General features: G+C 62.0%; 20 protein-coding genes and 6 pseudogenes. 13 read left to right on the forward strand and 13 right to left on the reverse strand.

The features are described from left to right. Positions 1-398: 398 nt before the first annotated feature. Positions 399-571 (forward strand): annotated as a pseudogene (locus H3V53_RS34140) (IS66 family transposase); the annotation flags it as partial. Between the two features lie 117 nt (positions 572-688). On the opposite strand, the gene H3V53_RS34145 reads toward H3V53_RS34140, so the two are convergent. Beyond that, complete coding sequence (locus H3V53_RS34145) at positions 689-1,087, reverse strand: MerR family transcriptional regulator (RefSeq protein WP_336601586.1); 399 nt, start codon at positions 1,085-1,087, stop codon at positions 689-691. A gap of 74 nt (positions 1,088-1,161) precedes the next feature. On the opposite strand from H3V53_RS34145, the gene H3V53_RS34150 reads away from it, so the two are divergent. The 3 genes from H3V53_RS34150 (at position 1,162) to H3V53_RS34160 (ending at position 2,784) form a co-directional block, all read left to right on the forward strand. Next, positions 1,162-2,043, forward strand: a complete 882-nt coding sequence (locus H3V53_RS34150; RefSeq protein WP_336601587.1) for an aldo/keto reductase — start codon at positions 1,162-1,164, stop codon at positions 2,041-2,043. Positions 2,044-2,306: 263 nt separating this feature from the next. Then, positions 2,307-2,444, forward strand: a complete 138-nt coding sequence (locus tag H3V53_RS34155) for a hypothetical protein (RefSeq protein ID WP_336601588.1) — start codon at positions 2,307-2,309, stop codon at positions 2,442-2,444. Between the two features lie 16 nt (positions 2,445-2,460). Then, positions 2,461-2,784: a hypothetical protein gene (locus H3V53_RS34160; RefSeq protein ID WP_336601589.1), complete on the forward strand. Its 324-nt coding sequence runs from the start codon at positions 2,461-2,463 to the stop codon at positions 2,782-2,784. Between the two features lie 332 nt (positions 2,785-3,116). On the opposite strand, the gene H3V53_RS34165 is transcribed toward H3V53_RS34160, so the two are convergent. From H3V53_RS34165 to H3V53_RS43825, 4 genes and pseudogenes are all read right to left on the reverse strand, one after another. Then, positions 3,117-4,547, reverse strand: coding sequence for an ISNCY family transposase (locus H3V53_RS34165; RefSeq protein WP_336601590.1), 1,431 nt, complete (start codon positions 4,545-4,547; stop codon positions 3,117-3,119). A 176-nt stretch (positions 4,548-4,723) separates the two neighbouring features. Continuing rightward, the gene (locus tag H3V53_RS34170) at positions 4,724-5,194 is read right to left on the reverse strand and encodes an RES family NAD+ phosphorylase (protein ID WP_336601611.1); all 471 of its coding nucleotides are present in this window, start codon (positions 5,192-5,194) and stop codon (positions 4,724-4,726) included. Beyond that, positions 5,191-5,499 (reverse strand): annotated as a pseudogene (parS, locus tag H3V53_RS34175) (type II RES/Xre toxin-antitoxin system antitoxin); the annotation flags it as partial. The pseudogene parS and the gene H3V53_RS34170, both read right to left, overlap by 4 nt. A gap of 114 nt (positions 5,500-5,613) precedes the next feature. Then, a complete protein-coding gene (locus tag H3V53_RS43825) occupies positions 5,614-5,970 on the reverse strand; it encodes a poly-beta-hydroxybutyrate polymerase N-terminal domain-containing protein (RefSeq protein ID WP_419539614.1) in 357 nt (118 codons plus the stop codon). A gap of 215 nt (positions 5,971-6,185) precedes the next feature. Here H3V53_RS43825 and H3V53_RS34180 point away from each other — a divergent pair, with 215 nt between their 5' ends. From H3V53_RS34180 to H3V53_RS34190, 3 genes are read left to right on the forward strand one after another with little or no spacing between them, the layout of a single operon-like run. Continuing rightward, the gene (locus H3V53_RS34180; protein WP_336601591.1) at positions 6,186-7,610 is read left to right on the forward strand and encodes an AMP-binding protein; all 1,425 of its coding nucleotides are present in this window, start codon (positions 6,186-6,188) and stop codon (positions 7,608-7,610) included. Further along, positions 7,611-8,069 (forward strand): acyl-CoA synthetase family protein, encoded by a 459-nt coding sequence (locus H3V53_RS34185; protein ID WP_336601592.1) that lies wholly within the window; start codon positions 7,611-7,613, stop codon positions 8,067-8,069. Continuing rightward, positions 7,979-9,073: a lysophospholipid acyltransferase family protein gene (locus H3V53_RS34190; protein ID WP_336601593.1), complete on the forward strand. Its 1,095-nt coding sequence runs from the start codon at positions 7,979-7,981 to the stop codon at positions 9,071-9,073. The genes H3V53_RS34185 and H3V53_RS34190 overlap by 91 nt, the downstream gene beginning before the upstream one ends. Before the next feature lie 131 nt (positions 9,074-9,204). Here H3V53_RS34190 and H3V53_RS34195 read toward each other — a convergent pair whose 3' ends face one another. Together H3V53_RS34195 and H3V53_RS34200 are read right to left on the reverse strand one after the other, a co-directional pair. Continuing rightward, complete coding sequence (locus H3V53_RS34195; protein ID WP_336601594.1) at positions 9,205-9,450, reverse strand: hypothetical protein; 246 nt, start codon at positions 9,448-9,450, stop codon at positions 9,205-9,207. Between the two features lie 66 nt (positions 9,451-9,516). After that, positions 9,517-10,168, reverse strand: a pseudogene (locus tag H3V53_RS34200) (BON domain-containing protein). Between the two features lie 160 nt (positions 10,169-10,328). Here H3V53_RS34200 and H3V53_RS34205 point away from each other — a divergent pair. Together H3V53_RS34205 and H3V53_RS34210 are read left to right on the forward strand one after the other, a co-directional pair. Further along, positions 10,329-10,930, forward strand: a pseudogene (locus H3V53_RS34205) (rhomboid family intramembrane serine protease). A 92-nt stretch (positions 10,931-11,022) separates the two neighbouring features. Next, positions 11,023-11,692, forward strand: a pseudogene (locus H3V53_RS34210) (SagB/ThcOx family dehydrogenase). Positions 11,693-11,817: 125 nt separating this feature from the next. Here the strand turns inward: H3V53_RS34210 and H3V53_RS34215 are convergent. The 6 genes and pseudogenes from H3V53_RS34215 to H3V53_RS34240 form a co-directional block, all read right to left on the reverse strand. Beyond that, positions 11,818-12,253 (reverse strand): annotated as a pseudogene (locus H3V53_RS34215) (Hsp20/alpha crystallin family protein). A gap of 122 nt (positions 12,254-12,375) precedes the next feature. Then, entirely contained in the window at positions 12,376-13,029 is a 654-nt protein-coding gene (locus H3V53_RS34220; protein ID WP_336601595.1) for a BON domain-containing protein, read from the reverse strand. Between the two features lie 296 nt (positions 13,030-13,325). Further along, entirely contained in the window at positions 13,326-13,934 is a 609-nt protein-coding gene (locus tag H3V53_RS34225; protein ID WP_336601596.1) for a helix-hairpin-helix domain-containing protein, read from the reverse strand. 69 nt (positions 13,935-14,003) lie between these two features. Then, positions 14,004-16,013 carry an ATP-dependent zinc metalloprotease FtsH gene (gene ftsH / locus H3V53_RS34230; RefSeq protein WP_419539622.1) on the reverse strand — a complete coding sequence of 670 codons (2,010 nt, stop codon included), beginning with the start codon at positions 16,011-16,013 and terminating at the stop codon, positions 14,004-14,006. Beyond that, the gene (locus H3V53_RS34235) at positions 16,013-16,810 is read right to left on the reverse strand and encodes a universal stress protein (protein WP_336601598.1); all 798 of its coding nucleotides are present in this window, start codon (positions 16,808-16,810) and stop codon (positions 16,013-16,015) included. Before H3V53_RS34235 ends, ftsH begins: the two co-directional genes overlap by 1 nt. After that, positions 16,807-17,454, reverse strand: coding sequence for a BON domain-containing protein (locus H3V53_RS34240; protein WP_336601599.1), 648 nt, complete (start codon positions 17,452-17,454; stop codon positions 16,807-16,809). The genes H3V53_RS34235 and H3V53_RS34240 overlap by 4 nt, the downstream gene beginning before the upstream one ends. A gap of 237 nt (positions 17,455-17,691) precedes the next feature. On the opposite strand from H3V53_RS34240, the gene groL reads away from it, so the two are divergent. The 4 genes from groL to H3V53_RS34260 all read left to right on the forward strand — a co-directional run bounded on the left by groL (position 17,692) and on the right by H3V53_RS34260 (position 23,826). Next, positions 17,692-19,311, forward strand: a complete 1,620-nt coding sequence (groL, locus tag H3V53_RS34245; protein WP_336601600.1) for a chaperonin GroEL — start codon at positions 17,692-17,694, stop codon at positions 19,309-19,311. Further along, positions 19,308-20,183, forward strand: coding sequence for a polysaccharide deacetylase family protein (locus H3V53_RS34250; protein ID WP_419539617.1), 876 nt, complete (start codon positions 19,308-19,310; stop codon positions 20,181-20,183). The genes groL and H3V53_RS34250 overlap by 4 nt, the downstream gene beginning before the upstream one ends. Next, on the forward strand, positions 20,180-21,442 hold the full coding sequence (locus H3V53_RS34255) for a putative glycoside hydrolase (RefSeq protein WP_419539618.1): 1,263 nt from the start codon (positions 20,180-20,182) through the stop codon (positions 21,440-21,442). The genes H3V53_RS34250 and H3V53_RS34255 overlap by 4 nt, the downstream gene beginning before the upstream one ends. A 68-nt stretch (positions 21,443-21,510) precedes the next feature. Then, positions 21,511-23,826, forward strand: a complete 2,316-nt coding sequence (locus H3V53_RS34260; protein WP_419539619.1) for an exo-beta-N-acetylmuramidase NamZ domain-containing protein — start codon at positions 21,511-21,513, stop codon at positions 23,824-23,826. Positions 23,827-23,833 lie beyond the last annotated feature (7 nt).

A 23,833-nucleotide genomic window follows, 5' to 3' on the forward strand; every position in this document is an offset into this window, starting at 1 on the left:
CGAGTCGTGTGCGCGACTGGTTGATGCGTGCTGTGAAGGAGGGCCTTGGGGACGCCGATATCTCGCAGATCGTGCTGGCCTCGGTGGAATGATTCGCGGCGTCCTGGGCGGAATCTCGTCCCATTGCGAGTCCAGGCTTTGCATCGATCCAATCATGTTTGAACGCCTGGATGCGCCGGCAAGTTGAACTCGACCATGGCACCCCGTGATGCATCGGCGCTCGCCCGTATCCGGCCGCCAAAGGCCTCGATGATCGAGCAACAGATTGAGAATCCCATGAGGTACTGGGTCCCATTCAATCAACAGCCCCCGGAGGGATGCGATGGCTCACGAGTGCGCGGCTATAGTGCAGTGTTTCCCAGGGCATGCAGATGATTTTCCTGTTTAAGGCCTAATGCAAGACCTTGCTGTCGCAGTCGCTGATTCATGGTGACGTGACAGCCGTGCAGGGTACTCAAGGAGCCTGGCCGCGTCGCGCAGAGCGCCTCGTATATGTGGGTCTACCGTAGCGCCGAAGACTGTGCGCAGCCGGGTCGTGCTGTTCGACTAGCAGCCAGGGCGTGGGCAGCAACGACAAAGCCACGGCGCGCATGAGCCGGGCAGCGTCGGTGCGTGGGGCCCTCGCGTGTGCGCCAGCTATAGCCGGCGAGCGCTGCCTGAGGATAGCGGATTCCAGCGTAGTCCTATGCTACCTGCTCTGCTTACACTCAAAATCCGGTTGAGGACCGTGCTCACCACATTCCAGCCAAGCGATCTTGGCACGAAGGTAGGTGGACAGAGACTGTATTTCCGTCGCTTTGGCTTCAAGCGATTCGATATGCCCCTTGAGTACATCGATGCTGCGTCCGCGAGTCATGCGTCCTTCACGGCGTTCCTTGCTGATGGCTGCTATTTCTTTCAACGACATGCCGAGTGACTGGGCGATCCGAATAATCTTCACGGCCTGAACGTGTTCTTCTGAAAAGTGAAGATATGGTCTGACGCCTCCTTTGCTCCCGGTTTTGGGACATATAAGGCCGAGGCGTACATAGAAGCGTACAGTATCACGCGATAGCCCCGTGGCTTGCGAAAATTCTGATATGAGCATGCAGCGCCTCTTGACTAGGGACTAAACTCCACACTTAAAGTGTAGCCCATTACGGCCAAAGTACGAGGTTTGGAATGGAAAAGATGGAACCTGCTTTGTTGCGTATCGGTGGCGAGCTGCCTATACATCGAATGGGCTTCGGCACAATGCAACTCACTGGGCCAGGTGTATGGGGACCGCCGAAGGACGAAGCCAATGCGCGCGAAGTACTTCGTCGCGCGGTGGACATCGGCGTCGACTTTTTTGATACGGCAGATGTGTACGGTCCGGGCGACTGCGAGCGTATTATTCGAGAAGCTCTACATCCTTACCCCCCGAGCTTGGTGATTGCAACCAAAGCCGGGCTGCTGCGCAGCGGACCTGCGACACGCGAGCGACCAGGCATATCTATCAACGCCTCCGAGTCGCACATCCGGCGTGCGCTAGAGGGGAGTCTGCGCGCCTTGGGGCGCGAATGTATCGACCTGTTTCAACTCCACCGCATCGATCCAACAATACCTGTCGAGGAGACGATGGAGGTTTTTCGTGCGTTGCGTGACGAGGGTAAGATTCGTCATATCGGACTCTCGGAAGTCAGTGTGAATGAGATCGAGCGTGCCCGATCTGTAGTCGAAATCGCAACCGTCCAGAACATCTATAACCTTGCATTGCGAAAGCATGAAGACGTACTTGCGTACTGCGAGCGCCATCAAATTGCCTTCATTCCATTCTGGCCATTGCATTCGGGGGCGCTGGCAAAGTCAGCCGCCATGGTGAGCATTGTTGCGCGCACTTCCGCGACGTCTGCCCAGGTCGCGCTTGCGTGGTTGTTGAGGAAGTCGCCTTCGATCGTGCTAATTCCCGGGACATCGTCCGTTCAACATCTGGAAGAGAACGTTGCGGCCACTAAGGTCGAGCTCGCCGATGCAGACATGGTGGCGTTGGATCAACTAGGCATGACGGCCGTTCAGGAATAGCTCCCGCGCGTTCTGCGCACCACGCACCGGACCGGCTACTCCGTCGGAGTCGGCCTGATCGGTTAGAGCGTTCGGGCGTTGGAGAAAGTGGAGGCAATCTTGCCGAGGAACAAAGGCCATCGTGGTCGGACGGCCGCCGAACTCAGTCGCTCGCGTACGTTGCGCGGCTCGTCAGTCTGCTCCTTGTTCGAGGCAACCCGTCAGCGGTGCTATGCCGGCGGCTACGGACGTGTCAAGTGCATTCGTGCAGCGCTGGCACGTTCATGCTGCGCGGCATGAGCCCGACAGACGACGCCGCCCTCGCCGAGCTCGAGAAGGTGCGCGTCGAGATTGAGTCATTCAGGACGTGGGCCAACGGCGAACTCGGCAAGCTCCGCGACATGGCGCGCGGCACCGAGTGACACGGCGGGACCGACCATGACGACGCGCGAACGAGATGACGAATGGTTTCGGAAGGCGCTATTTCCGGAACTCGACCAGCAGGATGCGCACCAGGATCTGGTGCGCTTTCGCAGGTTCGACGCACGTTCACTGGAGCTCGTCGAACACTGCGCCGCGTGCCAGAAGGCGATCCACGACCTGACGCGCTCAGGCAAGCTTGACGCCGCCCACCAGATGCGAGCGAAGCTCGACGGCCTTCTGGCCGAGCACGCCGACCTGCTGGTTGCGTGGGTTAGGTTGCAGAAGAAGCTCTATAAGTCGGGGCGCGTGGGCGATCTTCCGCCGTCGTTGAGGGGTTGACAATTGACTGACGCGAAAGACTGCCCGCTGGGACACGGACGTCTGCTGAACAACAGCGCTGGCCGCGCGACATTTTGCCGGGTCTGCCAGTACGATTGGTGGGACACGCTGCCGATCCCAGAGCATGACGAGCCGCCTAGCGGAGACGCGCCCACGCTCGACGATGTGTGGCGCACCTTGCATGCAATGTCAAAGCCAGATTCAAATGTCGTAGCGCTGGCTATTTACAGATGTCGTGGTTTTGACGTTGGGTTTGAGTCTGTCTTTCAGGGTTTGAATGTCCATGCAGTGTCGAAGGATGCGGACTGAACGGGCGGGGCGTGTCAGTCCGTTCAGACAGATCCTGCTGACCGACGATCAGGTTGGCAGTGCTGCTTCGGCTGATTCAGTTGCGCCAGCTGCATGATCACGCCATCGACATCGGCTTTTGTGAACTCGCGCTGCTTCTTTGTGCCCGGTCGGCGCTGGTCAGACTGGACCGCCTCGCCCCGGTTGGTACGCGACGGCGAGCCCGAGATCCGCCGGTCGTCGCGCTGCGCCTGCAGCGCCTGCGCGACCTGCAGCACGTGCCCCAGCCGCTTGTGCTCGACCACCGCGCCCTGGTCGATCTCGGCCAGCCGGTCATAGGGGATGCAGGGAAGGGCCGCGCCATCCGCCCTGACCTCGATCCGGCCGTCCGGATACTCCCACACGTCGATATACCGGTGGATGAGTTTGCGGTTCGATGGCGTGTCGTCGAGCAGGTACAGCACCCGGTCGTACTGCACCGTCAGTGACTTCGTCACGCGCCGCAGTTCGCGCCACGTCAGCAGCGCGTCCAGATCCTCGTCGCCACGCAGCGGCCGGTGCGCGTCGAACGTGCTCTTCGGTGGTTTCGCAAAGCGCGCGTTGTACGACGCCATGAACGACGGTGCCCAGGCATTCGCTTCGGCGAGCGTGCTGATACCACGTAGTCGCAGTTCCTTGACGAGCCGGTCCTGCAGCGTCAGGTGCGCACGCTCGACGCGGCCCTTCGCGGAGCTGCTGTTGGCGCAGAACGTATCGATGTTCAGCTCGTACATCGCGCGGCCAAAGTGCGTGACGCCCCGGTCGCCGGTCTGCGTGTGAGTCGGCCGGAACACGCTGGCCCTGTCGCTGTAGAACGCGACCGGTTTGCCGTAACGTTCCAGATACGCCCGCGTCGCCTCGAAGTAGCTGAAAGTCGACTCGGTGGCCGTGAAGTGCAGCGTCATCAGGCGGCTCGTAGCGTCATCCACGTACACCAGCAGCGTACAGGCCGGCGCCCGGTCCTCGAACCAGCGGTGATCGCTGCCGTCGATCTGCACCAGGTCGCCCAGGCAGGCGCGCCGCGCGCGCGGCTGGTAGATCTTTGGCGGACGCTGCCGGCGTGGCATCCACAGCCCGGCGTCCGTCATCAGCCGGCGCACGGTTTCCTTCGACAGTACCAGACCGTGGCACTCGCGCAGTTTCTCGCACGCGAGCGTCGGCCCGAAATCGGCGTAGCGCTCGCGAATGATGGTTAGGGCGCGCAGGGCCAGCCCCTCATCGAGTCTCCGGTTGCCCGGACCATCGCGCTTGCGCGAGGCCAGTCCCGCAGCGCCTGATTCGCGATAGCGCATCACCAGCCGCTGGACCTGACGTACCGTGAGGCCCAGCCGCTCGGCGGCACGACCGGGCTTCAAACCCAGTTCAACCACCGCCTGAATCACCTTCAAACGATCGAGTTCGCGCATGTTCAATGTCACGAGTGTGCCAGCCTTCATGAGCGGCTCCCGCATGCGTGCAGAGAGCCGCCAGCTTGCCAGCACCGGCAAAACACGACATTTGTATCTTGCTAGAATACGACATTCTCATATTGCTCTTACATGCAAAAAATTGATAATTTGGTTTATGTCAAATACGTTGTTGCCCGAGAGAAAATCGAGCCCGTGAACCCGCGTCAGCTGTGAGTCAGGAGGCGCATGATCCTCGGGTCGTGCCGGACATCGACGACCTGGCCGATGGTAATTCTGGCGGCGGCGTCGTGAGCCGGATTCAGAAGATAGTTGTACGCAAACGGCATCACCGCGCTGGGCACCTTGAGTAAGGCCGTGTTGTCTGCGTCCAGCCACTCGCTGCCGGCGGCCCGCGTCCACCACTCATCTGCGCGCCAGTCGTCCGGCATCGCGTCTTCTTCAATTTGCGCGACTACGACCTCGTCGCTGACCTCTACACGGAGCAATCGATAGGTATCGGGCAGATCGGCCGTGGAACGGATTCCTTGATGAACGAGCGTTTCCAGAAGCGCGCCGGCGGGATGTTCGGCCAGATAGACGACCGGCCGTCCGGCGAAGTGCCATCGGCCCGGCGCGCGTAATCCCCCTATTCCCCGCAGGTCGGCGTAGTTACTGATTCTCAACAACACCATCAGGCGAAGTACCCTTCGTCGATCTGCACCAGCGCTTCCTCGACCAGCCGTGCACCATGTTCGGTTCCAGCCATTTCGAGCGCACTGCGGCCGGCAAACCGGCTTTGCGGGCTTCGGAGCCAGCGCATCGCCTTTTCTGCGTTTCCAAAAGCAGTGTTTGCCTGTGCAACGATCCTCGCCAGGCGGATTGCGCGGTCGGACTCCTCGGTTGACAGGCGTTCGTGCTGTTGCCGGCGATGGGTCAATGTGCGTCGGGGAATGATGAACGCCAGTTCGTCCGCCTTCAGGCCCTGCGCCCCCAGACGGTCGGATCAACGAATCGTGGGACTGAAGATCGAGGATGTAGTACTTCATGATCCGGGGGTACGATCAGTATCGGCTCTCAAACCACCGTAGGCGTCGTGGCCATGTACTGCAGCAGTTCACACAGCTCGCTGCGGGCGGAGGAAGCCGTCGCGATGAACGTGGAACGGCCATACCAACCATGCGTCACTGGCAAAGCGAGAGTCATCTTGCATGCGCCCGGTCTTCGGGTGGCTGATCTTTGCCCGCCTGGTGCGACCGTCATATGTCAGCATCCAGTCCATGAACGCGAGTGCAACCGACGCTAGGGAAAAGCCCCCTGTCAATGCTGCGACGCAGGCGTGCGCCGCTGGATGCCGGCGAATGCGTTGGTAGTTGGCCGGCGCATTTCTGCGACGGTAGCCTTGTCGTCTGCAGCGAGAAAGGGCGTCGATGTCATCGTTCGGCTGCCTCTGGCTAGTCATCGTACGTACCATACCCGCGCCCGAATTCCCCGAATTGACCTGCGTCTAGTCACCACAACTCGCGCATACCAGAGGGACGCAGTGCGCGATTGACCTGCGTCAACGACCATTCGACGCCCGTTCGTAGACTCAGTTTGCAGCGACCATTTGGCTGGGAAGATTGGCCGCAGACATCTGCAGCCTGCACAGCGGCCAGCCCTGTTTGCGATCCCTATCGGAGGGTAGTCATGCCTCTTCCCAATTTACAGACCGACGGCGCGCTTGCGCAACCTGCGACCGAGCAACGTCTGCTTGCCGTCATCAGGGAGCTCGCGAAGGAGTTGCAGGGGACGGCGTACGAGCCGGACCGGGTCACGCTCACGGCGCGCTTCGAAAGCGAACTCGGATTCGACAGCCTCGCGCGTGCCGAACTCCTCTCGCGCGTCGAACAGGCGTTCGGCGTACAGTTGCCCGTTGACATTTTTGCACGAGGCGGTTGTGCGAACGATGTTTTGCACGCGCTGAACCCGATTGACCAGACGCGGGCGATACAAAAGGCGACTTTGGTCACAGTTGAGCCTGCCGGGCGATCCGACGCTCGCGCGGCCAATACACCTGCTGCCATAGCGACGCTTTGCGAAGCCCTGCAATGGCACGCGGCGCATGCCGGCGAACGCACGCATCTCGTATTGATTGACGATTCCCTTGCCGAAACGCGTATCACCTACGACGAATTGCATCGCGAAGCCATGCAGATTGCGGGCGGGCTGAGATTGATCGGCATCGGGCAGGGGGATACGGTCGCACTCATGTTGCCGACCTCGCGTGACTACTTCGTCTGTTTTCTCGCGATTCTGCTGCGTAACGCGATCCCGGTACCGCTCTACCCGCCCGCGCGATTGCAGGCACTGCAGGAACACGTCGCGCGCAATGCGGCTATCCTGGCCAACGCACAGGTCAAGGCGCTCATTTCGTTTGACAAGGCCGTGGCCATCGCACAATTGCTCGCGTGGCGCGTGCCGCAACTCCGCCATGTCCTGTTGCCGCAGCAGATTCGTCGCACGCCGCTCGATCCCGTCGTCGCAGCCCAACCGGCAGACGTTGCTTTGCTCCAGTACACATCCGGTAGTACGGGGGATCCGAAAGGCGTCACACTGACGCACGCAAACCTGCTCGCCAATATTCGTGCAATGGGAGATCGCATCTGTGTGACGGCGCACGATGTGATGATCAGCTGGCTGCCGCTCTATCACGACATGGGCCTGATTGGCGCATGGCTCGCGCCACTTTACTATGGCGTGCCTGTCGTGATCGCTTCGCCCATTACGTTCCTTGCGCGACCCTCGAGCTGGCTACGCCTGATCGATCAGTATCGCGGCACCCTCACCGCCGCGCCGAATTTCGCCTACGACCGCTGTGTGCGGCACCTGCGAAACGACGAGCTGGCGGGCATCGATCTTTCATCGTTACGCTTTTCCTTTTGCGGGGCCGAACCCGTCAATCAGAACACCATGCGCGCGTTTGTCACCCGCTTCGGGCGCCACGGGTTACATCCCGGTGCGATCGCACCCGTTTATGGACTCGCGGAGAACACGCTGGCCGTCACGTTCCCGCCGCCTGGCCGCGGGTTGCACACCGATCGCGTCGTGCGCGCCGCGCTGGACACGCAGTAGGTGGCAACAGAGGCTTTAAACGGCGATGACACCGTGGAAACAGTTGGCTGCGGCTTTCCGCTGAACGGCACAGAACTGCGTATCGTCGACAGGGAGGGGCGCGAGCTCGCCGAACGCCATATTGGACGTATCGAATTTCGGGGGACATCGGCCACGACAGGCTACTGGCGCAATCCGACGCTGAGCGCGCGGTTGAGCGACGGCGGCTGGCTCGATACCGGTGATCTCGGGTACGTGGCGAATGGTGAGCTTTATGTCACCGGTCGGATAAAGGACATGATCATCCGCGGAGGCCGGCATTTCTTCCCATACGAACTGGAACAAACCATAGGCAGGCTTCCAGGCATCGTTCACGGTGGCGTTGCCGTATGCGGGGGGCCAGCCCATCGGGTGCGACCGAACGCCTGGTCATTGTTGCCGAGACCCGATCAAATGTTGTTGCCGAATGCGAGGCCCTGAAGGCGAAGATTAACGCGGCAACGATCGCGCTGTATGGTTCGCCAGCGGAGCAGGTCGCACTCGTGCCGCCCGACAGTATCCCGCGCACGCCAGGCGGAAAGATCCGGCACGCAGCGACGCTGCAGGCATTCATGTCCAACGGTGGCAATCTTGTCGGGCGTTCAGTCTGGCTACAAGTGGTGACATTGATGGCCGGCAGCGTCAAGCCGTTGATGCGCCGCGCTCTGAAACCCGTGTTCCGCGCCGCGCACGGGGTATGGTGTTATGGTGCTGTTGCCGTATTGGGTTCGTGCCTTTTCGCCATGACGGGTACAAGCCATGACCATGCGCGCAACTGGTGTCATGCGGCGCGTGCCTGTCGCTGGTTCCTGAAGCTCGCGAGCATCGAGATCAGGCTCGCCGGGGAAATACAGGCGTTGGCTATGCCTGGGGCCGTTCTCGTATCTAACCACACCAGCTATCTGGATGTCGTCGTGCTCGCATCGGTATTGCCCGCTCCGGTACACTTCGTCGCAAAACAGGAACTCGCACGGCAGTGGCTGCTTGGACATCTGCTCCGCGCGCTCGGCGCGTCTTTTGTGGAACGGTCAAATTTCTCCTCGAGCATCGCCGACGAGCAGGAACTTGTGCAGTTGGCGGAACGCGGCGAGCGTCTTCTGTATTTTCCCGAAGGCAGTTTTACGCGCGCGGCCGGCCTGCGCGCATTCCACCTCGGCGCATTCCGCGCGGCATGTCTTGCACGCCGCCACGTTGTACCGGTTGCGCTGGACGGCACCCGCACGGCACTCCCGGATGGCGACTGGATCCCGAAACGCGCTCTCGTCACGGTAACGGCTGGCGCCCCCATCGAGCCCGGGGCAGCCGACCTTACTGCAATGGCGCGCCTGCGCGACAAGGCACGCACGAGCGTACTTGCGCATTGCGGTGAAGGCGACGCGGCACGGCTCGGTTTCGTCAACCCCGTATCTGATGAAGCGGGGCGCTCCGCCACGGCACAAGCCTAGTCATGGTCGACGAAACGACGAGAAAAAAGAAGGCCCGAACGTTCCGTTCACAAGACTGCCCGTCTGCATGAGACGAAAGGCGCGCAGCGCTGACCAATGGCCTGCGAACGCGCCACCGGCCGGGCTCCCTGTCACGTGACATGCTTGATAGTGCGCGTCATCTTGAGCCCGATCCAACACATACCTTCGCGCAGTCCTTCAAGGACGGCTTCCCGTTCTGTGCTGAACTTTCTTGCGTGTCGAAAGGTATGCTCGAAGTCACCTTCGGGCGATGAATGTTGGACATGGACAGTCGCCCGATACCCGCCATCGTCCGCCTCCTCGGTCTGGACGTTCACCGACCATGTCCCTTCCTGCACATTTCCAGACAACGTCATGTCACGCTCCCTTTGTTTCTCGCAGCAATGCACGCCGACACTGCCGCGGCCGCGATGAGATGAATTTCATTCGACGACAAGATCGTCGACCACAGCGCGCACGCCGGGTGCACTCCACGCGGCCCCTCTCGCGACTGCGCGCTCCGCGTAAGATCCCACTTTGCCCGTCAATGTCACCGTTCCATCCTTGACAGCGATGCTGATGTGCTTGACTTCGCGTTCGGCATGCCGCTGCATCGCCTGTGCGATTTTTCCGCTGATGTCCTCCGATGCGACATTGCCGCGCACTTCGATCCGGTTTGCGACACCGCGCACGCCGCGCATATGGCTGACAGTGCGCGCGGCGACATGGCTCTGGTACGCCCAATCGACCGCGCCCGTCAGCGTGACCCAACCCTTTTCCACCTGAACTTTTACGGAATCGTCAGGCAGGCCCACGGTCCAGTGCAGGATCGCGTGCACGGCATTGGCAATGTCTTCATCGGTGCGTTCGTCTTTCTGCGGCAACCGGACCTGCATTTCCACCACGACAGCTTTTACGCCCGCCACGCGATGCGCTGCCTTTTCTGCTGCGAGCTTTTCCGCATAGCTCGGCGGATGCCCGGAAAGCGTGACGACGCGATCCGTTACCTCCACGCCAATGTCGGTCGCCGTTAACGGCCGGATCCCAGTCGAGTTCCTCCTCGACGTCCTTCTTCAACTGCCGGTCTGATTTCATCGCGCATCTCCTCGGAGTAAGTCGTGGTGCGAGCCACCGTGAAAGCTTCGACTCCCCACAAGGTCACGGGTCTGATGCAGATCAAGCGCAGGCGCATTCGCGGCGGTAATCCGATCCCGGTCTTATCCACACGCCGCGCACTTCACACAGTCGCCAAACCATGATCCTCGTGCTGTTCGTACTGAACCTGCTTGTGTTCATGATCGAGGCCGCTGGCCCGAACTCGCTGATCGACCGCTTTGCCCTGTGGCCGCTCCGTTCGGCAAGTGCAGATGCGCCCGCTTTTCACGTGCGGCAACTGCTGACTTAGACAGTGCGCTGCACGCGAACCCGGGGCATCTCGCGTTCAACATGCTCGGGTTGTTCATGTTCGGCAGTGAGGTCGAGCGCGTGCTCGGAGCCCGTAAAACATTGAAGCTTTACACCGCGAGCGTGGTATGTGGGCGGGATTGCCCAGTTGCTCACGGCCCTGACGGTCGCAGGCGACGCCTATCCGGCGATCGGCTTGTCGGCAGGTGTATTCGGCGTCCTGGTCGCCTATGCACTGATCTTTCCACACCGGTGGGTCGTCTTGCTGTTCCCGCCCGTTCCAATGCCCGCATGGCTCTTTGCGACCGGCTACGCGCTGATTGAACTGTTGCCCGCCGCTTTGTGCGAAGGATCAGGTGTTGCGCATTTCGCGCACGTCGATGTGGTATGGCGGGCGCCGTCTTGCTGCTCGGTTACTGGTCTCGTAAGCCGCATCACGACGCGGTTGACTGAAATCAAGCGGCATGCATCAGACTGCCGCTATCCTGGAAACGATGCGCTGATGCATCCGCACAAGCATCGATCCATCAACGGAGGAGTCGATCATGACCGACCCGCAACTGCTGACCTATGAACCCGCTCCCGGTCGTGCGCCGGCTCATGCCCAGGGAGAAGCCCCCGCTTTCCTCGAATTGCCCAGGCCGGACATGTCCTCGGGCGCGCGGCTGATGAAAGCACTCGCCCTGCGTGCCAGTACGCGCGAGTTCTCCGACGCCCCACTTGCACCCGCCACGCTCGGCGCGCTGCTGTGGGCGGCCGATGGCATCAATCGCCCCGCCAGCAGTGGCCGCACGGCTCCGTCTGCGCACGCCTTCAACGAAATCGATATCTATGCCGTGCTGCCAAACGGCGTCTATCGCTACGATGCACCGACGCACCGGCTCGTACTCAAGCACGCAAGCGACGCGCGTAATCTGACCGGCTATCAGGACTTCGTCGGCGACGCCCCCCCTTGATCTCGTATATGTGGTCAACATGTCGCGTCTGTCCGAGATGCCACCCCAGCAGCGCGATATCTTCTCTGCTGTCGCTGCAGGCGCGATGGCACAGAACGTCGCGCTGTATTGCGCGTCGGAAGGGCTCGGCTGCGTCGTTCGCGGCTGGATCAATCACCGTTTGCTGAGCGACGCGCTGAAACTCAACGAGGATGAATTACCCATTCTTGCGCAGACAGTCGGCGCACCCGGTACGACGCTGACTTCCCTCGCGGATTGAAATCACGTGACGCCATTTGCATCCCATTCTTGCACATCGCCAAAACGAAGCGGGCCGACGACATACTCCGGCCCGCATCCCAAGCGACAACAAAGCGCGCCATGACACGGCGCGCCATCATGTCGTTAGCTGATAGTCAGCCGCTTCTGATCGGTCGGCGCCTTTTTCGGCAGGCTCAACGACAGCACACCGTCCTTGTATTCGGCCTTTGCGTTGGCTTCGTCGACTTCCCCCCCCCAGCGAAAACGAGCGGCTGAATGCCCCCGAATAGCGTTCGCGACGAATCACACGCTCGCCCTCCTTCTCCTCCTTGTTTCGTTCGACCTTGGCGTTGATCGAGACAATGCGGCCGTCGATCTGAACATCAATGTCCTTCTTGTCCACACCCGGAAGCTCGGCCTTCACTGAATAAGCGCCGTCGTTCTCCGTGACGTCGATTTTCATCGACGCAAGTTCGGTGTCCTGCGTCGTGATCATCGAGCGCATGGGTCGGAAGAAACCCTGAAACAGATCCGCAACAGGATCCAGCGAGAACGGGTCAAAACGCGTCAGATTGCTCATTGCACCTCTCCTTCAAAGTAAGCAGGCCAGGACATGGCCCCGATTGTCCGACCAGATAGCCGGCTCACATCGTCGCTGCGGCAAGCCATCGCCTGAGCAACGCAATTGCATGCGGCACTGCGCTACGCGCCAATCGACAGCTGATCGATTACGTTGTGCACACCAGGCGCGGACCACGCTGCACTGCATGCAATCGATCTCTCCGGAAAAGAGCCCACTTTTCCACGCAGCGTGACGGTGCCATCGTTCACGTCGACGTCGATGTGCCGGGCTTCGTCTTCGGCATGACGCTTCAGCGCCGCGCCGATTTTCCCGGCGATGTCGCCCCCAGACGCGTTGCCGCGCACGTTGATCTGATTGACGACGGTCACGACGCCGCGAAGGGGGACGACAACGTTCTCCGCAGTCTTCATCTGATAGCCCCAGTCGACCTCACCGGAGAGCGTCACGCAGCCCTTCTCGACGGTGACCTTTACTTCCTTCTCCGACAGTCCCGCTGTCCATTCCAGAACCGAGCGGACCGCCGCGGCAATTTCCTCGTCGCTGCGCTTGTCGTGAGCCGGCACACGAACTTCGAGTTCGACCACGACGCCTTTCACGCCTTCCACGCGTTGTGCCGCCCGACGCGCCGCGAGCTTCTCTGCAAAGCTGCCTGGATGGCCGGCAAGGGTGACAATGCGGTCGTGGACTTCGACGCCAATTCCTGCTGCGTTGATAGAAGGGTCCCATTCCAGTTCCTGCTCCACTTCTTTTTTCAACTGCACGTCGCTCTTCATTGAAACTCTCCTGTCGAGCTGTATTGACGCTTTAGCGGCTTACGCTGGTCTCATGCCAAGCCGCTGTTTCCACATACACTTCACGATCCTCTCTATCGTGAAACTGCACCTACAGCGTAGACTCGCGGAGGGTGGCGCCGTTGATCCATATCAAGCGTTCCCTTACCGTCGATCGCGGACAAACAGCGAGACACGCGAGCCAGATGTCGTGTGTCATAAGGCAGCGGTTCGCGCGAGCTGCTCCCTGAACACTGGTTTCAGGAGCAGTGGGCGCAACTGCTCAAGCGACCTCGTATTCAACACGTCGGGCCTCGTGAGCCATGCACGCCGCGCCTGCGCGATATCCCACCGAAGATTCGACAGCCCTTCGCAACTATGGGCACCAGAGGCGATCGATACGAGGACACCCCGCTTTCCTGGCGGCGCGGCATCCCACTGCGATGACGATATCGAGTGGGCTCAGTACGTCCTTTTCCGAAGCCCGGTACAGTGTGCACCTTGCCCGCCCTGGCTGCTTCGCGCAGATCGTCGAGCGTATCGACCTGCAACGCCGCGTGCAGCATGCGAACGCGGCGCGGCCCGAGGCCAGACATGTCCAGCATGTCCAGCATGTCCAGCATGTCCAGCAGTGCGACGGGAACCTTGTGCCGCAATTCCTCGAGCAGGTCGCACGTTCCCGTATTCGCGATCTCATGCAGTTTCGCGCTCAGGTCTGGACCGATTCCACCGATCGCATGCAGGTCGTCACCGTTCGCAATCATGGTGGCGACATCCCTGCCGAAGGCCGAGAGGTTACGCGCGGCTTGCCGATATGCGCGTACCCCGAAAGGATTCGCCTCCAGTATTTCCAGCAGGTCCGCAGTTTCGCTGAAGGCCGCGACGCAATCCGCATTGTGAAGCGGCATGGCGTTCCTCCTTCCCACCAAAGTTGGCGCTCTGGCGACCTGCTCCGATCCCATGCAACATGGTTGCCGTCAGCCTGAGCAGGATTCGTTGTGCTGCCCGGCCTCGACCTCGGCGTTGGGGCTCTCGATGCTCTCAAGCACAGGCGCCTGTGACTCCCGGTTCGCCGTGTCGATGGCGGGATTCGCAGGCATTTCCGAGGGCGATACACCGTCAATCGCCTTTTGCAGCATCTTATGGTCCAGTACTTCGCGCTCGAGCAGTAACCGGGCGATGCGTTCAAGCGTCCCGCGCTGGCTGGAAAGCGTCGCCCTGACCCGGGTGTGTGCGTCGTCCAGCATCCGGCGGATCTCTTCGTCGACAAGGTGTGCAGTGTCATTGCTGCAGGATGAACCGCGCCAGCGGTCAAACCCTGGCAAGACAATCTGGTCCGCGGATTCACCGATGGTCAGGAGACCCATGCGCTCGCTCATGCCATACCGCGTCACCATATGGCGAGCCATGTCGGTCGCGCGATCCAGGTCATTCTCCGCGCCCGTCGATACATCGCCAAACACCAGTTCTTCTGCGACGCGGCCGCCAAGCAGCGCATCGAGCCGGTCGAGCAGTTCGCTGTGACGCAGCACGTAGCGGTCTTCAGTCGGCACCTGTTGTGTATAGCCGAGCGCCGCAACGCCGCGCGGGATGATCGATACTTTCTTGACAGGGTCGCAATGCTTGCGGCTATACGCGACCAGCGCATGACCTGCTTCGTGATACGCGATCGTGACCTTTTCCTGCGCGTTCATCACGCGACTCTTGCGCTCCATGCCCGCCATCGCACGGTCGATCGCCTCATCGAAGTCCGACATGTCAACTGCCTGTTTGTCCGCCTCGGCTGCATGCAGGGCAGCCTCGTTGACGACATTCGCGAGGTCTGCTCCAACAAACCCGGGCGTGCGCGACGCCAGTTCGTTCAGATCGACCCCCGCCGCAAGCTTCACGTGGCGTGTGTGCACGGCGAGAATCTGACGGCGGCCGTTCAGATCAGGCCGGTCTATCGCGATATGCCTGTCGAAGCGGCCCGGACGCAACAGCGCCGGATCGAGTGTCTCCGGCCGGTTCGTGGCCGCCATGATGATGACGCCGGAATTCGACTTGAAACCATCCATCTCGATGAGCAACTGGTTGAGAGTCTGTTCGCGCTCATCATTGCCAGAGGTCAAGCCTGCCCCACGTACCTTGCCCAGCGCATCCAGTTCGTCGATGAATACGATGCATGGCGCTTCGGCCTGCGCCTGTTCGAACAGATCCCGCACCCGGGCCGCGCCTACGCCGACGAACATCTCGACAAACGCTGCGCCGCTGACGGAATAGAAAGGCACGCCAGCCTCACCCGCGACGGCCTTCGCGAGCAGTGTCTTGCCGGTGCCGGGCGCGCCCACGATCAGCACGCCCTTCGGAATCTTGCCGCCAAGTCTGCGATAGCGTTCGGCATCGCGCAAAAAGGCCACGATCTGCTTGAGCTCGGCTTTGGCTTCGTCGATCCCGGCGATATCGTCGAAGGTGATGCCGGTTTCGTCCTGCACCAGGATATGTGCGTTGTTGCGGCCTATCTTCGTGTATTCCTGCAAACCGCCCGCGCGCCGTCCAATCAGATTCCACACGAAGAAGAGCGCCAGCAACGGAACGGCCCATGAAAGCAGCATGCCGGGCCAGGCGCTATCGACGCCACCCGTATAGCGGATACCCGCTGCCGCAAGCGCCTGGGGGAGCCGGTCATCAGCGACGCGAACCGTCGTGAACCGCCACGGTTCGCCAGTCTTCTGCACGGCGATCGCATCGGACGCTGTCAGGAAGGTCGCGGCACCCGGCATCCTGAGCGAGCCGCTGATCCGCGTTGGCGTCACTTCCAGGTCCTTCACCTGCCGGGCAGCAACGAGTTGCTGGAAGTCGCTGTAAGCGATCTCCGTGGTCCTGCCTTGCAGTGTCATGAACTGCAGCGCAATGAGCAGAACAAAAAGAAATGTGAACGCACTACCCGCCAGATCGAACCAGCGTGTGGGCTTGCGGGCATCGCGCGAGGGACGCTGGACGGGCATCATGATCGCTCGGGAACAAGGAGAAGCGGCACGTCCGAAACCAGTGCGACTGCGGTCGCGACGCTCCCGTAGCGCCATCGTGCATGCCGTACCGGGCCATGTGTGCCGAGTACCAGCAGATCAGCACCCCATTCGCGTGCGGCCTGCAGGATCGCGTGCGCAAGGTTATCTCCGTGATGGGCCGCTGCGAGCACGACTGTCGCAGAACCAGGCAACGTACCCGCTTCCGGTTCGCAGGACACGTACGCTCTCCGCAACTCCGCGTTGCCAGCCACACGCTTCGCTTCTTCAACAGCACAATCCGCGGCTGCGCTGTCGTCACTTGCCACGAATATGCGGCCAGGCGGGACGTGGAACCTGTGTGATCCATCTGTGGGCAGGAAAAGCACGTTGCATGCGGACGCCTGCGCCAGATGCGCGGGAGACGGGTAGTCGGTCAGCACGATGTCCGCACCCCAGCGGCCAGCCAGTTCCGCAACGGCGTCGCTGATGCCTGCACCGGCGTGCACGGGCAGCACATGCGATTCCGTCGCGTCCAGTCCGCGCGTAACCAGTGAGCAACGCATCGCGTCCGCCGTCGCAACATTCGGGCAGCCGGCGCTGACCATGCCCGGCGTAACGCCGCCGTCTTCGTCCGCGCCGTCGGACAGCACCGCGACGTGCGCGACAGCATCTCGCATTGCCCACGCGCTCGTATAGTCAAGGATCACGGCAGGGCAGGCGCCGCCGTGGCGTACGACAACGAGCAGTCGGCGATAGCAGCCGCGCGCAACAGGATTGTCCGCGGGCACGCTCATGCGACGCTCAATCGATCCACGACCTGGCGCACGCCCAGCACCTGAGACGCCGCGAGGCACGCTGCGCGCTTCTCGTCGAGCGAGCCGACGGTACCGGAAAGCGTCACGATGCCGTCACGGATATCGACCGATATCCCTTCGATTTCCCGTTGCAGACGCTGGCTGAGCGTCAGCGCAATCTGCGCGGCAACGTCCTCGACAGGCGGCTCGCATACGGCGAGCCGGTTGCTCACGCCGACGACGCCTTCCATGCTGCCGACCAGCGTTCCGATCGCCTGCCGCTGCCTTTCCGTGTCGACCCAACCTGTGAGCGTGACGCAGCCGTGCTCCGTCTCCACGCGCACGCGGTCGGCCGGCAGGCCCGTCATTCGCGACAGCATCGCGACGATCCTCGCAGCAAGCGTCTCATCTGATCTGACATAGGCATTCGCGGACGGAAGGGTGAGTTCCATGACGAGTGCGCGGCAGCCGACGACACCCTGCAGCGCTCTTTCGACAGCCTGCTTCTGCAGAACGGTGGGCACCGTACCCGTGAGCGTGACGACGCCGTTGTGCACGTGGACGCGGATTTGTCCCGTATCAATGGCCCGCTCCCTATGCAAGGCCTGCTCAATCTCCTGCGACAGCGCTTCATCCGATTTCATCGTGCCCTCCACGTCGTCCAACGCGCGACAGGTTCAGCATCGTTGATAGCGCGGCACAGGGTTTGATGTCGATCAATCGTTCGCGAGCCATATGGGTGATTCGCATGTCCGTTGCATTGCCTGAAGCCTGTTGATACAGATCAAGCCAACAACCGCTCGCGATGGTTCAAATAGGCAGACAGTCCATTTCGGTTGCGCAACGTAGGCGCCATCCGTCAACCCATGCGGAGGTCCGTCGTGTCACACAAGACGCTCGTATTTCACCAGGATGCACGGCAACTGCTACTCAACGGTGTCAACGTGCTCGCCGAGGCGGTGGAGGTCACGCTTGGTCCGGGCGGACGCAACGTAATCGTTGACCGCACCCCGGGCGCACCTCTCGTGGCGAATTCTGGCGTGGTCGTCGCGGGTTCGGTTGACCTGCCTGATCCTTATGAGGAAATGGGCGCGCAGTTGCTGCGCGAGGTCGCCACGCGCACGAGTGAAATCGCCGGGGACGGCACGACGACAGCCACGACACTCGCGCAGGCGATCGTCGTCGAAGGCAACAAGTGTGTGACTGCCGGTCACGATCCCATGGCGCTCAGGCGCGCCATCGAAGATGCGGGCAAACGGGTCGTCGAGGAACTGCACAGGCTTGCGCGCCCGTGTTCGTCGGCCGATGAAATGCGGCAGATCGCGACGATATCGGCGAGCGGCGACGCGAGCATCGGCACGCTGGTGGCCAACGCCGTCGAGCGCGTCGGCAAGGAAGGCGCCATCAGCATCGAGGACGGCTCGAAACTCGACGACGAACTGGAGACGGTCGACGGCTCGCTGATCGACCGGGGTTTCGTCTCACCGCTTTTTCTCGATGAAGAGCGCCGCAATGTGGTCCTCGACGAACCCAGGGTGTTGCTGTGCGACATGAACATTGCGTCAATTGCACAAATGCTGCCCGTCCTCGAAGCCGTCATGGCGACGGGCAAACCGCTTTTCGTCATCGCGAACGAGATCGAAGGCGAAGCGCTCGCGACACTCGTCGTCAACCATCTGCGCGGCACTTTCAAGTCCTGCGCAATCCGCTCACCAGGCTTTGGCGAAAGCCGTACTGACCAACTGGCGGACCTTGCCGCGCTCACGGGGGCCACGGTCATCTCTGCGCAGATGGGTCGCACCCTTGAAAATGCCACGCTCGACGATCTGGGCGCCGCGCGGCGCATTGAGATTTCTCGTGAGACGACGACGATCGTTGCCGGTCACGGCGATCACGCGCGCGTTGCCGAACGTATCGCGGGACTCAAAAAGCGCATCGGCGCGACGGTCGATGTCCACGAGCGAGACACACTCAACCGGCGTCTGGCCAAGCTTGCAGGGGGCGTTGCCGTCATCCGCGTTGGCGCGGCAACCGAAACGGCGCTGCGCGAGCGCAAGAACCGTTTTGAAGACGCCCTTCATTCAACGCGCGCCGCCGTCGAGGAAGGGTTCGTGCCCGGCGGCGGCGTGGCATTGCTGCGTGCGCGCCGTGTTCTGGAGCATTACGGCGAAACGCAGGCCCAACAAATCGGTGCAAAGATCGTGCACGACGCGCTTGCCGCGCCGTTACGCCAGATCGCGCAAAACGCCGGTGCTGATGCCCAGGCCGTCGTGCATGCCGTCGCCGAAGCCGACGATGCCTTCGGCTACGATGCCGCCCGTGGCGACTACGGCGACATGATCGAGCGCGGCATCGTCGATCCCGTCAAGGTTGCACGCACGGCGCTCCAGAATGCGATCTCCGTTGCGTCGTTGCTGCTCACCACCGACTGCATGATTGCGCGCCCGCCAAAGGAACGCGCCGACGGGGCAGGCCGTGGCTGGAACCAGGAGTTCGCATGAGTTCCGCAATTCACCTTCCTTGGCGCGCTTCCTCCGGCACGGCATATCGTGGCGCAGGCTGGATTTTGCTGTTTGCATGCCTGGCAATGTTGGCTGCCTTGCTTGCGGCCTCTGAGGCATTCGCGGCGGCCGGGCCGAAAGAAGCCGTCTCGGCTGTCGCTATCCTGGTCTACCATCGCTTTTCGGATACGGACGACGATTCGATGACCGTGCGCGTCGCCACGTTCGAAGCACATGTGCGCTTTCTGAGGGAACGTGGCTACCAGATCGTGCCGCTGCGCCGGATTGTCGCCTGGCTACGGGAGCCTGGCGCAACGCTGCCGGCCAAATCCGTTGCGCTGACCGTCGACGACGGTCACGAGTCGGTATATGAGCGACTGTTGCCCATTGCGCAGCGCGAGCAGCTACCCATCACGCTGTTCGTCTATCCGTCCGCGATTTCGAACGCTTCCTATGCGCTGACCTGGGAGCAGTTGCGCGCCATGCACGCGACCGGGCTGTTCGATGTGCAGTCGCACACCTGGTGGCACCCGAATTTCAACGTCGAACGGCGTCGCCAGTCGCCCGCCGAGTTCGAGCGTTTCGCAACCACACAACTGCAGCATTCGCGCGAGCTGATCGAATCCAAAGTTGGCGGACACGTCGACATGCTCGCCTGGCCCTTCGGCGTATACGACGACGTGATGCGTATCGCGAGCAAACTCGGCTATGTGGCCGCTTTTACGCTGAAGGCGCGGCGGCTCGACCGCTCTTCACCCTTGTTGGCGCTGCCGCGATTCCTGATGGTCGAGGACGTGACGCCGCGTATCCTCGCCCGCCTGCTTGGCGAGCCTGACGCGCCCTCCGTCCCCGCGACGGAGGCACACCCATGAAACGGCTCGCCGCCGTTCTGTGCTGCGTTGCCACGCTCGTCGCTGTCGACATTGCGCCCTCGCGGGCTGCGTTTGAGGTGCAAGGCATGATCATCGATGAATCGACGCATCAGCCCATACCGTACGCAACCGTGACGCTTGACGGCAAACCCCAATACGCTGACGCCAATGGAGCATTCTCCAGCGCCGGCGCCGTGCACCTCGTGGCGGCTCGTGCGCCGGGTTACCGGTCGGCGTCAGTCAGCCTGACGCCCGAGCAGCCCCTCGTCGTTCGGCTGGCGCCCTTTCGGGCCCGCGGCGTCTACCTGTCCGTCTATGGCGTCGCAAGCCGGACCTTGCGGGACGCAGCCGTAGCACTGAAGGACACGAACGGCATCAACGCGCTCGTGATCGACGCGAAAGGCGACCGGGGCCTGACTTCGTACGCGAGCGATGCGCGTGAGTCAATCGGTGCCGCAGCGAATGCGCCGTCGCCCGCGCCCGTTGTCCACGACATGGCCGCGCTGCTACAGAGTCTGCATCGTGACGGTCTGTACCTGATCGCGCGAATCGTCGTTTTCAAGGATGATCCGCTCGCGAGCGCACATCCGGAATGGAGCGTGCAGGACGCACAGGGCAACGCATGGCGCGATCGCGAACAACTGCAGTGGGTCGACCCGTTCCGGCGTGAAGTCTGGGACCACAACCTGGACGTTGCCGAAGAAGCGGCCCGACTCGGCTTCGACGAAATCCAGTTCAATTATGTGCGGTTCCCGGATGCACCTGGGCTCGTTTTCAGCAAACCCAATACGCGAGCCAATCGCACCGCCGCCATTGCGGGCTTTCTCACGGCCGCCCGTGCGCGCCTTGCGCCCTACAATGTCTTTGTCGCAGCCGATATTTTCGGCTACGTATGCTGGAATCTCGACGACACCGCGGTTGGCCAGCAGCTCGAAACATTCGGCACGGCGCTCGACTATATCTCGCCGATGCTGTATCCGTCCGGATTCACATGGGGTCTGCCTGGGTGCACAAAGCCAACCGCGGACCCGGGGCAGATCGTGCGCCGCTCGCTGGCGGAAGCGCAAAGGCGCACGGGCCTGCCGGGCGTGCGTTTTCGTCCGTGGCTCCAGGCGTTTCGCGACTATGCGTTCGATCATCGCGAGTTCGACGCCGATGAAATTCGCGCACAGATCGATGCCGCCGACGCCGAGCACACCGACGGGTGGATGCTATGGAATCCCCGCAATCGCTACGATCCCACGCAATTGCCGCATTGAGGCCCGCATTGAGGCCACTGCGCGCGCTCGCGTTCATCGCATGCTCGGGTGCCGCGCATGAGCCGGCCATGGCGTCCCTGTTCGACGAACAGGCGCGCACGGTGCTCTCGCAGATCGTCTCAGAAGAGATAGCAGACGGCCGCGTTCCTGGGACGGTCATCATTGCAGGCACGGCGGAGAGCCAGACGTGGCAACTGGTTCAGGGTAATCGCATGCTGCGGCCGCGCATTGAGCCGATGACAGCCGATACCGTCTTCGATCTCGCTTCGCTGACGAAGGTCGTTGCCACGACAACTGCGATCATGCAACTCGTCGAGCGCGGCAAGCTGGATCTTGCCGCGCCTGCTGCCCGCTATTGGCCGGCGTTCGGCGCGAACGGAAAGGCACAGATCACCATCCAGCAGTTGCTGTCCCATACGTCCGGATTGCCTGCGGAACCTCCCGGCCATGCAGGATCCTGGCACGGCACGACGCGGGACGCGCTCTTGCGCAGCATTGCCGATATCAGACCCGTTGCGATGCCGGATGAGCGGATCATCTATAGCGATGTCAATTTCATCGTGCTTGGGGAACTCGTCACGCGGGTCACCGGCCTCGCGCTCGACGCGTATTGCCGCGAATTCATATTCCGCCCGTTGGGCATGAAAGATGCGGGCTTCACGCCCGATGCGGCACACGCGGCTCGCAGCGCGCCGACGACAGCCGATTCGCTCGGCATGCGGCAGGGCCGTGTTCATGACCCGCTCGCCAGCGCGCTGCAAGGCGTGGCGGGCAATGCGGGACTTTTTTCGACAGCGGATGATCTTGCGCGCTTCGCCCGCATGCTCTTGCGGGATGGCCGGGCTGACAGCGACGGCGCAACGCCGGCACGGTCCCGTCACGCCCACATTCTTCGTCCTGAAAGCATCGCCCGAATATCGGTGCCAGCGTCAACGGTGGCGGGGCTACCGTGGCGGGGGCTCGGCTGGGAACTGGACGCACCGCTTTCGGCTAATCGGGATCGCCTGCCACCCGTTGGTGCGATCGGCCACACGGGTTACACGGGGACGGGCCTATGGGTCGACTTCGTGACGCGGCGCTATTTGATTATCCTGACCAACCGCGTACATGCGAACAAGGGTGGCGATGCAGCCCCGTTGCGTGCTCAGGCGCTTGCACTCCTGTCGAGCGCCGCCGCCCCTGTTTCCGCGCGGGAGATCGGTGAGGCGCTTCCGGGCGCTCGCGACGCGCTCGCCCTGGCGGCACATTTGCCTGCCGCCAAAGGCCCGGTCCGCACAGGTATCGACCTGCTCGCCGCGCAGGGGTTCGCGATGCTCGCGGGCATGCGCATTGGCCTCGTCACGAACCGCAGCGGTTTCGATGCGAACGGCCAGCGGACGATCGATGTTCTGTCGCACGCTCCGCACGTTACGCTGGCGAGGCTCTTCTCTCCCGAGCACGGCCTTGACATCGCCATGGACAAACCTATCGCTGACAGCACAGATTCATCGAGTGGCCTGGTGGTACACAGCCTGTACGGACAAACGACGCGTTTCCCGCGAGGCGCGCTAGACGGGTTGGATGCCCTCGTTTTCGACCTGCAGGACGCCGGCGTGCGCTTCTTCACCTACGAGACGACGCTTGGCTACGCGCTGGAAGCGGCCGCTGCGGCACACATCCCCCTGATCGTACTCGACCGGCCAAACCCGCTCGGCGCGGACCGCTTCGGCGGTCCTTCGCTGGACACGGGACACGAAAGCTTCACCGGTTACTTTCCGATGCCGTTGCAGCATGGCATGACCATCGGCGAACTCGCCACCATGTTCAACGAAGAGCGCCACATCGGCGCGGACCTGCGCGTCATACCCCTGGGAGGCTACCTGCGCTCGATGCGCTTTGCCGACACCGGTCTCGGATGGATACCGGTTTCGCCCAACCTTCGCACCTTCACCGCGCTCGAACTGTACCCTGACATCGCGCTGCTGGAAGGCGCGAATGTCAGCGTCGGTCGGGGCACGCCCCATCCATTCGAATGGGTGGGCGCGCCGTGGATCGATGGCGGGAGACTGGCCGCTGTGCTCAACAGCCTGCGCGACGATGCGCATTTCGAGCGCATCGATTTCGTACCCACCGAGTCCGCGTATCGCGGTCAGCTTTGCCACGGCCTCCGCATCATTCGGAAAGCACCCGAAGGCGTGCCGGGCAGCCTCGGTGTGGCGATCGTCGCGACATTGCACGCGTTGTATCCTCAGGTCTTCGATCTTGCTGCGACGCGCGATGCGATTGGATCATCCGGGATCTCGCAAGCAATCGGGAACGGCGCCCGTCCCGACGCGTTAGACGCGCTCATGACCCGCGAAGCGGACGGGTTCCGGCCGGTGCGGCAACGCTACCTGCGCTATTGAAGGGTGC

This window comes from Paraburkholderia bengalensis (genome assembly GCF_037126505.1).
In the GTDB taxonomy this organism is placed as follows: Bacteria; Pseudomonadota; Gammaproteobacteria; order Burkholderiales; family Burkholderiaceae; genus Paraburkholderia; species Paraburkholderia bengalensis.